General features: G+C 41.4%; 14 protein-coding genes. 6 read left to right on the plus strand and 8 right to left on the minus strand.

Translation table 11 applies throughout. The features are described from left to right. Window positions 1-171 precede the first annotated feature (171 nt). Window positions 172-2205 (minus strand): Na+/H+ antiporter, encoded by a 2034-nt coding sequence (locus ACQKL6_RS16705; protein WP_427651517.1) that lies wholly within the window; start codon window positions 2203-2205, stop codon window positions 172-174. 182 nt (window positions 2206-2387) lie between these two features. On the opposite strand from ACQKL6_RS16705, the gene ACQKL6_RS16710 reads away from it, so the two are divergent. Then, entirely contained in the window at window positions 2388-3152 is a 765-nt protein-coding gene (locus tag ACQKL6_RS16710; protein ID WP_402991374.1) for a MerR family transcriptional regulator, read from the plus strand. 67 nt (window positions 3153-3219) lie between these two features. Here ACQKL6_RS16710 and ACQKL6_RS16715 read toward each other — a convergent pair whose 3' ends face one another. Beyond that, window positions 3220-4113, minus strand: a complete 894-nt coding sequence (locus ACQKL6_RS16715; RefSeq protein WP_427651519.1) for a diacylglycerol/lipid kinase family protein — start codon at window positions 4111-4113, stop codon at window positions 3220-3222. A gap of 431 nt (window positions 4114-4544) precedes the next feature. On the opposite strand from ACQKL6_RS16715, the gene yhfH (ACQKL6_RS16720) reads away from it, so the two are divergent. Genes yhfH (ACQKL6_RS16720) through yhfH (ACQKL6_RS16740) form a run of 5 tightly spaced genes read left to right on the plus strand, consistent with a single transcriptional unit; the run spans window position 4545 to window position 5358 of the window. Then, on the plus strand, window positions 4545-4679 hold the full coding sequence (gene yhfH / locus ACQKL6_RS16720; RefSeq protein ID WP_402875574.1) for a protein YhfH: 135 nt from the start codon (window positions 4545-4547) through the stop codon (window positions 4677-4679). Between the two features lie 45 nt (window positions 4680-4724). Next, window positions 4725-4865, plus strand: coding sequence for a protein YhfH (yhfH, locus tag ACQKL6_RS16725; RefSeq protein ID WP_402991371.1), 141 nt, complete (start codon window positions 4725-4727; stop codon window positions 4863-4865). A gap of 22 nt (window positions 4866-4887) precedes the next feature. After that, a complete protein-coding gene (yhfH, locus tag ACQKL6_RS16730) occupies window positions 4888-5028 on the plus strand; it encodes a protein YhfH (RefSeq protein ID WP_402959253.1) in 141 nt (46 codons plus the stop codon). Between the two features lie 26 nt (window positions 5029-5054). After that, window positions 5055-5195 (plus strand): protein YhfH, encoded by a 141-nt coding sequence (gene yhfH / locus ACQKL6_RS16735; RefSeq protein WP_402991368.1) that lies wholly within the window; start codon window positions 5055-5057, stop codon window positions 5193-5195. A 22-nt stretch (window positions 5196-5217) separates the two neighbouring features. Next, on the plus strand, window positions 5218-5358 hold the full coding sequence (gene yhfH / locus ACQKL6_RS16740; RefSeq protein ID WP_402875569.1) for a protein YhfH: 141 nt from the start codon (window positions 5218-5220) through the stop codon (window positions 5356-5358). A gap of 151 nt (window positions 5359-5509) precedes the next feature. On the opposite strand, the gene ACQKL6_RS16745 is transcribed toward yhfH (ACQKL6_RS16740), so the two are convergent. The 6 genes from ACQKL6_RS16745 to ACQKL6_RS16770 all read right to left on the minus strand — a co-directional run bounded on the left by ACQKL6_RS16745 (window position 5510) and on the right by ACQKL6_RS16770 (window position 13263). Then, entirely contained in the window at window positions 5510-7141 is a 1632-nt protein-coding gene (locus ACQKL6_RS16745; RefSeq protein WP_427651521.1) for a PucR family transcriptional regulator, read from the minus strand. 259 nt (window positions 7142-7400) lie between these two features. Continuing rightward, window positions 7401-7616 (minus strand): hypothetical protein, encoded by a 216-nt coding sequence (locus ACQKL6_RS16750; protein WP_402875565.1) that lies wholly within the window; start codon window positions 7614-7616, stop codon window positions 7401-7403. A 13-nt stretch (window positions 7617-7629) separates the two neighbouring features. Beyond that, window positions 7630-9114 carry an NCS1 family transporter gene (locus ACQKL6_RS16755; RefSeq protein ID WP_427651523.1) on the minus strand — a complete coding sequence of 495 codons (1485 nt, stop codon included), beginning with the start codon at window positions 9112-9114 and terminating at the stop codon, window positions 7630-7632. Between the two features lie 44 nt (window positions 9115-9158). Then, complete coding sequence (hydA, locus tag ACQKL6_RS16760; RefSeq protein WP_402875561.1) at window positions 9159-10577, minus strand: dihydropyrimidinase; 1419 nt, start codon at window positions 10575-10577, stop codon at window positions 9159-9161. Window positions 10578-10591: 14 nt separating this feature from the next. Then, on the minus strand, window positions 10592-11878 hold the full coding sequence (preA, locus tag ACQKL6_RS16765) for an NAD-dependent dihydropyrimidine dehydrogenase subunit PreA (protein ID WP_402875559.1): 1287 nt from the start codon (window positions 11876-11878) through the stop codon (window positions 10592-10594). A gap of 26 nt (window positions 11879-11904) precedes the next feature. Next, window positions 11905-13263 (minus strand): NAD(P)-dependent oxidoreductase, encoded by a 1359-nt coding sequence (locus tag ACQKL6_RS16770; RefSeq protein ID WP_402875649.1) that lies wholly within the window; start codon window positions 13261-13263, stop codon window positions 11905-11907. Window positions 13264-13821 lie beyond the last annotated feature (558 nt).

A 13821-nucleotide genomic window follows, 5' to 3' on the forward strand; every position in this document is an offset into this window, starting at 1 on the left:
CGGATGTAACATTTCAGACAAATTCCAATCATTTAGTAGATGGTGTGCGAATGTTCCTTATCGATATCCCCCTAGCTTTGTTTTATCTTTTCCTTTTCTCTACGGTTGAAACTCCTCCAAGCGCACGAAAAGCACGGTCGATTAATTCGACCGTGCTTATCCTGAATATGGTCAATGACTGTTTTCGTTGATACTAAGTGCTTCGCGTAAATTGATTTGCTGCCGGATTCTATTGGCAACATCCCTTGGTATTTTTCTTTTTTCAAACATTTCCTGAACGTCGTCACGTTCTGCCTGAATCGCCTTATAAAATAGTTCTCGTTCATAATTGACCATTTTACTAGGTTTACGCCCTTTATTTTCTCTTTTGTATCTCAAAATAAGTAATTTATACTCTTCGATGATCATGGAAGATGTCTCATGGTTTTCAGGTGTAATGCCTGCTTGTATCTCTTGGATAGCCACTTTATACATCCTGATCTTAAGGTCTTTCACCTTTTCTAGTCTCTCCAAATTGATTCTTCTTATTTCTTTTTTATTCGGGAAGAATAGTTTAAACACCTTTAACATCGATCGTCGGAAAAGTGTCAAGGACCTGTAAAAACGGAATTTCATCCGATTAGTGACTGCCCCTTCCATACGTTGGATATATTCCAAGCAAATATAAGCGGATTCCCTATCTACTTTCTCCTCTTTAATGAGTTGGTCCAGGAATTTCCTTTCCGCCTCAAGAGCTTTAAAGCGAAGTTCTTTTTCTTCTTCTCCAATTGTGTTTGAACTTTTGCCCTGTTCAACATAGGAAAGCGCATTGATTTTCGTATGGTATCTCGAAATAATGGACATAGCCGCTTCCCGGTTTTCATCCGTCATTTGAGACTCTACAGTTTTAATCGCCGATTGATGTGCATGAATGGTAGCCAATTTTAGCTTATCAGCCTGCTTATCCACCACTTCTTCTTCCTCTGTTCGGGCCACGATAGGAAGGAAGACACTTGCAACGATCAAAGAAAGTAATATGACGCCCGCTGCAATGAAGATGATTAACGAGCGCTCCGGAAATGGACTGCCATCCGCTAATATATAGGGAATCGAAAAAGATCCTGCTAGTGTAACCGCTCCGCGTACTCCGGAAATGGTAATGATTCCTGCCGCCATGAAGTCCGGTTTTTGGACACCGGATTTATACGTCATCCAACCGATTGACCAAGCGGCAGTAATCCAGATGTATCTTAGGATAAATAGGAACAGAGTAATGACTACAATATAGAGAAGCACTTGTCCATTATGGAATGCTGGATCTTGGAATATGATCTTGGCCACGCTAGGAATTTGCAGACCTAATAGAACGAATACCAAACCATTTAATACATATAGAATGACAGACCACGTACTCTTGGATACGACCTGCAATTCAACTGTTGGTGATAACTCTCGATCTCGTTCTATGGCATGAACAATTCCCCCTGCCACAACCGCTAAAATACCTGAAAGGTGGAAATGCTCCACAACGAGGAAAATGATAAAAGGTGTTAGGATTTGGATCAACGTATGCATCGTTACATCTTCCATACCCAATCGGCGAATGATGACACGTAGCCTGATAATAATGAAGGACAAAACAGCCCCACCTACAAATCCCCCAATAGCTATCAAAATAAAACTAAATGTTGCATCGACCAGGGAGAAGACCCCCGTGACAGTAGCCGCAACAGCGAATTTAAAAGCTACCAGACCTGAAGCATCATTCATTAACCCTTCCCCTTCAAGAAGGTGCATGATACTTTTCGGTAACTTAAGCCTACTAGCCAAAGCACTGACCGCGACAACATCCGTAGGAGAAAGGATGGCCGCTAATGCAAATGCAGCAGGCAATGGGATAGAAGGAATCATCCAGTTAATAAGATATCCTCCAGCCCAAACGGTGACGAACACGAGGCCTAAAGCAAGCATGAGAATCGGCGTCCTCAACTTCCATAAGGCTGTACGAGGCACATTTTTACCATCGTTAAATAAAAGCGGTGCTATAAACAGAAGCAAAAAGAGTTCTGTTTCCATTTGTATATGTATACCTAAAGGTAAGAGTGCTATTACGACACCCAGTGCTATTTGAATTAACGGCACCGGTACAAAAGGGACAAAATGATTGATTACATTAGACGCTCCAATTAAGATAAGAAGCGCTAATATAACAAGAAAAAACTCCATACGAACATTCAACTTCCTTTCTTAACTATTTTCATAACTATAAGCGTACCATAGTATACCCCCTCCGTTCATTCATTAGCTTATCCTTCCCTTGAATTATTAGGAATTATCTATACATTTTAACTAAAACCTATTGACCCCAACGTTGCGTAAGGGATTAAGATGAGGATGAGGTGATTGGAGTGTTATATAAAATCAAAGAAATTGCCGATATAGCAAATATCAGCATACGGACGTTACACCATTATGACAAAATCGATTTACTTAAACCAGAAGCGATTTCTTCTTCCGGATATAGGCTTTATTCCGATCAAAATCTAGAGACATTACAGCAAATCCTTTTTTATAAAGAAATCGGGTGTTCACTTCAACAGATTAAATCCATTCTTGAAAGTCCTGATTTTGATCGCAAACGTGCTTTGCTTCAACATAAAGATCTCCTCAAAAAAAAGAAAGAACGACTAGAAGAGATGATTCAAACGATTGATCAGACCCTGTTAATAATCGAAGGAGGCGGCACCATGAACAAAGAAGAGATGTTTGAAGGCTTTGATATGTCTGAGATAGAGCACTACCAAAAGAAGTATGCTAAAGAAGCGCAAGAACTATATGGGAAAAAGATAGTCGACGAAACTTTGAAAAAAACCAATAGCTACTCAAAAGGTGACTGGAAGTCCATAACCAAAACTCAAGAAGACATTTATCAAACATTAATAGAAGGAATGAGTCATGGTCCTGGTGATCCACAGGTTCAACAAGCAGTCGCAGCATGGCAAAAATATATCACAGAAAACTTTTATGAATGTACCCTGGAAATACTCCGTGGACTTGGTGATTTATATGTCCAGGATGAACGTTTTACAGCTACTATCGATAAATACAAACCCGGTTTGTCCATATTCTTTCGAAGCGCCATTATCATATACTGTGATAATCACACTTCATAGTATTAAAAAAAGCTGTACGGCCTGTGGTCGAACAGCTTTTCTATTATACACGATCAATTTCACTCAATTATGACGCTCCTGGAACAAACAAACGCAGGTGATTATGCAATACTTCCGCTTGAAAAGGCATTTCGCTACCTCTTTCACCATCCATATTAACAATGAGGTCCTCTGATGTAGAAACGTGAAGCTTAGAGGTTGGAATGTACTCTATTTCTTCATGGTTCTTGATTTCTCCCTTAATTAAACTTGGAATGATTTTGAGGATGAGTGGAATGGAAAGACTTTTGATGATGAATGTATGGAGTTTCCCGTCATTCACTTCCGCCTCTGGTGCAAGTTGTTCAAAACCACCGACAGAATGTGTCATCGTAGCAAACAGTAAATAAGTCTCACCGGTCCACCTTCCATGATCATGTTCCACAGTTATAGGGAATGGTGTCTTCTTGACTAACGTCTTTGCTCCTTCCAAAAAATAAGATAGTGAGCCAAGACGCGTTTTCTGCTCCACACTCACATTATAGGTAGCCTCTGCAATAGCCCCGACCGCCAATACATTCATGAAATACCGATTATTGATCTTACCGATATCCGCTTCTTTAACCGCAGATTTTGTGTACATCTCCATTGCTTTGATAGGGTCTAACGGTATATTAAGTGCCCTAGCAAAGTCATTCACTGTTCCGAGTGGGATAATCCCTAATATGGGCCTATGCTCCTGTTCCGCGAGACCATTGACCGTCTCATTTACCGTACCATCTCCCCCCATTGAAATTACGGCATCATATTTCCCTTCACATGCTTCTTTTGCAAACCGCGAAGCATCACCCTCGCCCTTCGTTTTCCGAACCACTACTTGTTCATAAATATCTCCAAGCACCTTTTCCACATTGGGCAAAATTTCTCCTGCTTTTTCTTTTCCAGAGGATGGGTTAATAATGACCATAACTTTTTTAGACATAAGTGACCTCCTGTTATTTATTGCTATTAACAAGTTACCTCTTTACTAAAATGCTAAAACCAATTTCCCATTCTTTTGCGAAAATAACCCCATCGATGAGCCAAAATCTTAGAAAACCCTTCGAATCTCACCCCCGTACTAGCAAAAATCCTCTGTACTATTCTGTTGTATAAATTAATCTATTTAGTCTTGGACGCTCCATCCCATCAATCCCACTTTTTAGGTAAACGTAGTAATCAGGTTTAGTTAAAAAGAAAAAAATAATAAAATATATCACAGAAAACCCTTGTTACAATAGGATTCTCCATACTATTTTGGAAATATTTTTAAATTTTCTGTGAAATGCCTATACTTTTTTAACCATCGGGTATATACTGTATTATAACAACAGACAGATATTAAAAACTGTACTACAGAAAGGAGAGTGTGACATGCAAACGAGTCAATTAGAAAACATGAAAGACCAATCATTAGCACAATGTACCGAATGTGGTGAAACCCTTTTTGATGGAACAGAATCTTACTTGATGGAATGCGATCGCTGCCTTTCTAAACGTGAAGAATGAATAAGTCTTAAAAATAGAAAAGACCTTATAAAGGAGGAAACCACCATGCAAACTAAAAAATCCATTGAATTTTTCAACAGTATCCCTGCCAAAGATTGCCCAGAGTGTGGCGACCATATCGTCGAACACGCCGAATCTTACTTGATGGAATGTGACCGTTGCCTTTCTAAAAGCGAAGACTACTAAACAACTAAAAGGAGGAACAAATATGCAAACTAAAAATCCAATGGAATTCTTCAGAACCCTTCCACCCAAGCAATGCACCGAATGCGGGGAGCAAATCGTGGAACAAGCCGAATCCTACTTGTTGGAATGTGACCGTTGCCTTTCTAAAAGCGAAAACTATTAAAAAACAAGAAGGAGGTACCACCTATCATGCAAACTAAAAATCCAATGGAGTTCTTCAGAACCCTTCCACCCAAGCAATGCACCGAATGCGGGGAGCAAATCGTGGAACAAGCTGAATCTTACTTGATGGAATGTGACCGTTGCCTTTCTAAAACCGAAGACTACTAAACAACTAAAAGGAGGAACAAATATGCAAACTAAAAATCCAATGGAATTCTTCAGGACCCTTCCACCCAAGCAATGCACCGAATGCGGAGATCAAATTATGGAACAGGCTGAATCCTACCTCGTGGAATGTGACCACTGCCTTTCAAAAAAAGATGAATATTAAAGAAAGTCGCTGACATCAAAAGCTGTAAAGGCCAACTCTTTGATGTCAGCATATTTTTTATAGAACCTTATCCCCTACCTGCGACGAAATTTTTATTCATAATAAAAAGGATGCCTCATAAGACACCCTATTATCATCTGCTTTTTACATTTTAGTTTTCCACAAACCCATCCGCTGTTTTTCCGTTTACCTTCGTCTTGCGAAGTTTCAAATAATCTAAAGCAAAAATCATGAACTCAATGCCGAGTCGTTGTTCAGATTTCATGAAATTGGCACCTAATAGCCTTTCTAACTTTTCAAGGCGGTGGTAAAGTGTTTGTCTTACGATAAATAATTGTTTGGATGTCTCCTGTTTAGATCCATTACAGGCAAGATACGTTTTCAAGGTTGGCATTAACTCCCCGTTATTTCGTCTGTCATACTCGATGACCGGACCTAAATATTCATACACGGTTTCTTCCAAGTTTCCATGTTTGTTAATGAGCGCAATCATTCGATACATATGTAAATCTTGATAAAAATAGCTTCTGCTTTCCTCAGTTAATGTTTCCTGAAGCAACAAGGTCTCACGTGCCGTTTCATAACTCTTGTAAATTTCACTTAACTTTTGAACATATTTCCCAAACCCTATTGAAAGCACATTCATTCGGTTGCGACCAGTAGCATCCATCATTCTGATTCGATCCAGGGCCCCCGTCACTCTCTCTTTCCAATCTCCAGGTGAACGGTTATCCCCTAAAATAAAGACCAGATGTTGGTGTACTTCCATAGAGAAAATCTGAAATCCATATTGTTCAAAAACGGATCTAAATAGGATTTTAAAATAAGTCCCTTCTAGTTTAGCAGAACCTTTATTATACCTTGAGTGTTGTTTGCAAATGCATACGATGCCGCCTTCCAATTGCATCTTCGGATCAATATAAGATAGTTGCTCCCGGATGACTTCATCACTATATTCCCCTTCGAGCCAGTTCGTTAGCCATTTGCTCTCTTCAGATATCTTCTTTTCCTCTAAATAGATTTCACGTAATAGATATTGAGCTAAAGCCGTAGCCGTTCGATCCAAGATAAGGGAATCAAAGTCGGTCAATTCTCGATTACTACTATAAATGACCAGTTCCGCATAATTTTCACCAAGGACACGAATCCTTTGTTTCAGAACGAATTTACTTAAATTTTGCTTTTCATATACTTCGGCTAACAATTGCTGGATGAGTTTTTTCTTTATTTTTGGAATACAGGCTATATCATTCTCATTGGGAATAAACATCACCTGAACATTTAAATACGAATGAAGAAATTTTAGAATTGGTTCATAATGGTCAATTTCGAGGAGTTTTTTATTCAACTGCTGTGAGTAGGTTTCTAGGTTGGAGATCATCTGATACTGTTTATTAATGATTAAGGAATGAATGTCCTGAGTAATTTCAACAAAAGGAACTTCCTGATTAAATAAAATGAGGGGAAAGCCATGCTCGTCTGCAAGGTCTATCGCACTCTGTGGAATGGCCATGGCATGGGTAGCCATCTCTATACAGAGTCCTGCCGCATTACATGTAATGAGCTGATTTAAAAAAGAAAGGAATGTACTATCTGAATCCTTCCACCCCAGACCGGTGGTAAGAATTAGTTCGTTTCCATTTAACAAGTGACTGATTTGGGTGACTTCCAAACAGTGGACCCATTTGACTTGGCGTTTTAACCCACCTTCGCCTCCGACCACATCCGTCCGGTTAAAATGCCTGCGCGTTAGAATTTCCTCAATTGTAATCGACGTATTCATCCATCCACCATCCTTTTATAGCTATAGAACCTATTATAAACGGACTGTCTGTAAATCTCCAGATACTGGACATAATAACTAACGTCAAAATTCTACAAAATTTTCAGTTATTTTTGTAGAAATCATGCTATGCATTTCATTCCTAGTAGTTTCCCTCTTCATATTCTTACTATCTATTCATAAATGAACATAAAAAATGACCTATTCAACTGAAAATAGGCCAGCTTAACAGCTTTACATCCTTAGGGGATACATGTTTTTAATTTAGTTTTTTAAAAAGCAATGTTGAGAAATATTTTCTGCCTTCTGGAGTCTTGATATTCAACTGCTTCCATTCCTGCTTCGTTCCTTCAATCAATTCGAAATCAAGGAAAGCGCCACTTAAGTTTTCAGAAACCCGGGTGATTCTGTACCCTCGTTCAAGTAAAAAATCAATTTGTTCCCTTTCTAAGCGATACTCTTGGTATTCAGACATGTCCCACTCCTCCTTATTTAACGTTTTCCCCGCCTAAAGGCATATTCAGTACCTCTTCTTCGTCAACCATTCTCTTTCCGATATCCCAATCCTTGCCGACGGAGATTCCTAAATATTTCTCATCGCTCGGATCTATAATCTCTGCCTGTTCGTACTTCTTGAACCACCAATATTTAGCCAGTACATAATAGGTTGCACTTCCGAGTATAAAACCGACTATAAATGAGTAATTGGAAAAAATCGTTGCCCCGCTTCCACCAATGATCCAGGCAATGATTCCCGCCCAATTTACACCGTTTTTATACTTATATTGCCCTTCACTTTCATATAGTTCTGGTACATTGACACGGCGCTTACGAAGAAAGTAATAATCAGCCACCAAAATACCCACAATGGAGGCTAAAATCCCACCGACAATTAACAAAACCTCAATGATGATACCGAAAAGGCTCCATGGCTGAACAACGATTCCAATGATTCCCGCAACCACAACTCCCGACCAAAACGGCATTCTTGGTCCCATTACATTCGAGAAGATGGTTGCTGCCGGAATAACATTAGCCGAAGTATTCGTTGACCACTGAGCAAAAACGATCATTAGTAATAGAACACCAAGGGTAATGCCACTGGCTGACCCCTGTATAGCAACAACAGGATCATAATTGGAAACGGCCATGTAAGAAACGGCTCCGATAATAACCATGAAGGTTTGGGTAATAGGATAGGTAATAACGTTCCCTATAATCTGCCCTTTATTGCGTTTGAACCAGTTCTTCTCATTTTTTGGTGCCTCTATAAAACGGGAAAGTGTCGGCATATCCGCGGTCAACGTTCCCCAAAACCCCATATTCGACATGATGACGACCATGAAAGCTGTTACAGCCGCCCCTCCGGTTGCCGGACTCTCAATCCATGACCAGACTTCCCTACCTTGTGCGACTGCTTGGTCAGAAAGCGTAAAATACATCCAGCCAGAAATCAAGATGATAACTGGGGCTGCCAAATCGGCAAACCGTTCGATTGACTTGATTCCCATGGCTGTATTGACTAATTGCAAAATGGCAAAAACCAAAAAGCAGATAAACCAATTATTAAAGTTAAAAAGAGTGGAAAAGATAGCGTTCATCGCAGTTGCACCGAAATAAGTGTTCAATCCAAACCAGCAAGAGGCAACAAACGCCCTGACAAGTGAAGGGATATGAGTGCCAATCGTTCCGAAAGGCGCCCTCATGTATACAGGAAATGAAATTCCATGTTCAACGCCTATATCCCCTGTCATTGTCATCAAGAAGCCAAGAACTACGCAGGCGATTACTGTCGCAAGTACGACCCAACCAAGCGATAGGCTTTGGACCCCATTCCCTCCAATGGCAAAGGCGGCCAATACGACAGCCATCCCCACCCAGATGAAGCCAAATCCTACTGCGCTAATGTTCTTCTCTCTATGCGGTATAGGCAGCAAATCGGGAGACTTTAAATAATCCTTATTTTCGCTCATCCATAAAATCCCCCTTTAATTTGCTTTAAATATCCATGATAACTTTAGACCGGAAGCTTATTCTCTGAAACCGACTCAAGCGACGTATTATACTTAGCCCGCTTCAAGAACTGCCCTTTACCAGCCTCCCCTACAAACTGTTTATCACGAATGACGAACTGACCACGAGATAAGACAGAAACGGGTTCACCTGTAATTTCCAGTCCTTCAAAAGCATTGTAATCTACAGCCATATGATGGGTTTCAGCGGAAATGGTCCGCTCCACTTTCGGGTCGAAGATAACAAGGTCGGCGTCCGATCCAACTGCAATCGTTCCTTTTTGTGGAAATAGCCCAAACAACTTGGCTACTCTTGTAGAAGTAATATCGACAAACTGATTCAGGGTGATTCGGTCTTTTTTGACTCCCTCTGAATAAAGGATACTCATTCGGTCTTCAATCGTCGGTCCACCGTTCGGAATCTTGGTAAAGTCGTCTCGTCCCAAGTCCTTTTGTCCTTTAAAGTCAAAGGAACACTGATCAGAGCCTATGGTTTGCAGCTGGCCTGTCTTTAAAGCATTCCATAGCACATCCTGATCCTTCTTCTTCCTCAATGGTGGCGACCATACATATTTAGCTCCTTCAAAATTGGGCTTTTCGAGATAGCTTTGATCCAGCACCAGATATTGAGGACATGTTTCTCCCCAGATATCGACACCCTTATTTCTTGCTTCAGTAATCTTCTCAACCGCATCTTCGCAAGTGACATGAACGACGTAAAGTTGTCCATTCGCCATTTCCGTCAACTTCGCTGCTCTTCCGGTCGCTTCTCCTTCAAGCTCAGGAGGTCTGGTTAAGGCATGATAAATTGGATCGGTCTGTCCCTTTGCGAGTGCCTGCTTTGTTAAATAATCGATGACATCTCCATTTTCTGCGTGGACCATGACAAGGGCACCAAGTTCTTTCGCCTGCAGCAAAGTCCGATAAAGCGTTGCATCATCTGCTTGAAAAACATTTTTGTATGCCATGAACACTTTAAAGGAAGAAATCCCTTCTTCATCAATGATGCTTGGCAGTTCAGCCAGAACTTCATCATTGATTTCACTGATCATGAGATGAAAGCTATAATCGATGGCGGCTTTGCCGTCCGCTTTCTTGTGCCATGTTTCAATGGCATTCTTTAAAGGCTCCCCCTTTTCCGTTAAGCAGAAATCGATGACCGTCGTCGTGCCCCCATATGCGGCTGCAATCGTTCCCGTTTCATAATCGTCCTTCGTGGTCGTCCCACCAAACGGCATATCTAGATGGGTATGTGGGTCTATACCCCCTGGGAATATTAGTGCGCCCTTGGCATCAATGATTTCAGCTCCCTCGGCTGATAGGTCTTTACCAATCATTGTAATGACTTCATTTTCAATCAAAATATCTGCTTGGTACGTATCTGCAGCCGTTGCTATAGTGCCGTTCTTAATAATTTTTTTCATAATTTACCCCTCCATTATTTTACGAAATCCACACGTTCATTACCGATGTTGCCTAGCAAACCTTGACGCTCATTCCAAGTCATAGGGGCTAGATCGCTGGCCATTTCAATCATGTCAATCGCTCCATCGACCGGACACACGATTGAACAAAGGTTACAGCCGACACAATCTTCTTCACGCACTCGTAAAAATGAGTTGCCTGAAGTGTCCTTTAACATATCAATACATTGGTGGGAAGTATCTTCACAGGCTATATGGCATTTATTGCAGTTGATGCACACATCATTATTGATGCGGGCCACGACTTTATAATTCAAATCCAGATTTCCCCAGTCGGAGTAGCGCGATACGGACTTACCGACAATGTCCATTACAGAAGCAATCCCTTTTTCATCAAGGTAATTGGATAATCCATCAATCATGTCTTCGACGATCCGGAAACCATGATGCATAGCGGCTGTACAAATCTGTACGCCAGTCGACCCCATCAATAAAAACTCGACCGTATCCTGCCAGTTAGAAATCCCCCCAATACCGGATATCGGGACATTAATCCCTGGGTTCCTTGCGCATTCAGCTACCATATTCAAGGCTATGGGCTTCACTGCAGGACCACAGTACCCGCCATGGGCCCCTTTTCCGCCAACATGGGGGATTGTATTCCAGGAGTGAATATCCACCCCTGCAAGGCTATTGATCGTATTGATCATACTAATTGCATCCGCACCGCCTCTTACGGCTGCTTCTGCCGTAACCGTGATGTCCGTAATATTTGGGGTCAGCTTGACGATGACAGGTTTCGAAGCCGCTTCCTTCGCCCAATATGTTTGCTTTTCCACCAGTTCAGGTACCTGCCCTGAAGCAGCCCCCATCCCTCTTTCGGCCATGCCATGCGGACATCCAAAATTCAGCTCGTAACCATCAACGCCTACATCCTCTATCCGTTTGATAATTTCATGCCACTTTTCCTGTTGTGGCTCGACCATTACGGACGCTATGATTGCGTGATTGGGAAACTTCTTTTTCGTTTCATATATCTCTTTAAGATTCACTTCAAGAGGTCGATCCGTAATTAGTTCAATATTATTGAATCCAGCAACTCTTTGGCCGTTAAACCCAACGGCTGCAAAGCGGGAAGAAACATTTAGGATTGGATCCCCAAGCGTCTTCCAAACAGCTCCTCCCCATCCGGCTTCAAAAGCCCTCTGCACTTGATAACCCGAATTAGTTGGTGGTGCCGAAGCAAGCCAAAAGGGGTTAGGAGATTTGATACCTGCAAGATTAATTGATAAATCAGCCATTGATACGCCTCCTAGTTATTGTTTTATTAAGCTATATCTTCTGTCTTGCTCATTAACACTCCGTCAATTTCATAGGCTGTCATTTTCCCTTGCTGGGCAGCGGAAACGACCATAGCCTCTCCTTGGCCCTTCCCAAATATGACATCGCCACAGGCGAACACTTTTTCATTCGACGTCTTATAGGAGTCTCCAGTTAAGGTAACGACACCTCCATCGTGATCGATGTTAAATTGTTCAAGTAGACCAACATAACGTGATTGACCAATCGCACGAATCACACCATCGGCCGGAAGGATGAACTCAGAGCCTGCAATTGGAACCGGTCGTCTGCGACCATCTTCCCCTGCCTCACTCAGTTCCATCTTCACACATTCAATGCCTGTTACCTGGCCCTTTTCATCGGCAACGATTCTTGAAGGATTCGTCAGCCAATGGAATCGGACACCTTCCTGTTTGGCAAACTCATATTCAAAATCATACGCCGTCATTTCCGCCTGGGTCCGACGATAAATGATACCAGCCTCTTCAGCACCAAGACGGACCGAGCAGGTTGCAGCATCGATTGCTGTATTTCCAGCTCCAATGACCATCAGCTTCTTCCCAACGAACTTATCGGTGATATCCTCCGTTTTCGTTGCTTTTACGAAATCGATTGCATCGTAGACTTCAGCCAAGTCCTCCCCTTCAATCCCAAGCTTTGGTACATCCGACATACCAATTGCCAAAACAACGGCATCATAGTCCTTAATCAGTTGGTTAGCGGAGATATCCACCCCAACCCTTGAATTCGTTCGGATCTCGACATCAAGGTTCTTTACTTGATCGACTTCCCAATAGGAGATGTGCTGAGGTAATCGGAAAGACACTATTCCGTAAGTGTTTAATCCGCCAGGGTTCTTTTCTGCTTCGAAGATGGTTACGCTGTAGCCAAGCAAGGCCAATTCCCTTGCTGCAGACAAGCCCGCAGGACCACTGCCGACAATGGCAACCGTTTTGCCATTCTTCTTGCCAGCCTTGAATAGAGCTTGTTTATTTTGAATGGCCCAATCTGTGGAATAACGCTGGAGATCGCCAATAGGAATTGGCTTTGTAGAATGATTTAGAACACATGCCCCTTCACATAACTCTTCTGTCGGACATACCCGCGCACAACTGGCACCGACTGGATTAGCCGTCATGATCGTTTTGGCCGACCCTTTTAGATTTCCTGATGCGATTTTTTTTATAAAGGTCGGGATGTCAATCCCTGTGGGGCAGGCCTGGATACAAGGAGCATCATAACAGTATAAACATCGATTAGATTCTTCCAGTGCCTCTCTTGGGGTTAAGCCCCTCTCTGCCTCCTGAAAGTTTCTCTTCAAATCGTCTTTTAACGAGCTTGTCATATCCATCTACTATTCTCCTTCCAAAAAATTATTGTGGAAAATAAAAAAGGAGGAATTGCCTATAGTCAATGAACTAGCAATATCCTATCCCTACTTTTGATGATTTATGGCTGTAGCACTGTCATTTTTATCTTACAGGTTACATTTAAAAAATCACCATTAGCCCCCTACTTATTCATGAATCTCAAAATTAAATGAATATTCTTTATTTTATAATGATAGATAGGGAGTTACATTATACAAAGTGTAAAATAATGCGGACAACTTAATGTGCACTATGTCATGTTTCTTTACAAAAACTGATAAAAAAAGTCAACGTCCTACACTTCTCGCTACATTCTCGACATCATTCCTAAGGTCTTAGTAAGGGAATATCAAACAATCTACTTATCAACAGGTTGTCCACAAAAAAAAAGCCTTGAAAACTTTTTCAAGGCTTTTTGAAAGTTATCCACAAGTTATACACAACTAAACGATATATGTATAACTTGTGGATTCATGGTTACGGAAATCTTTCGAAACATTCTATTTAAATTCAGTTCAGTGCCTGGAAAAAAC

The sequence above is a fragment of the Peribacillus sp. NPDC097197 genome, assembly GCF_050278025.1.
GTDB lineage: Bacteria > Bacillota > Bacilli > Bacillales > DSM-1321 > Peribacillus.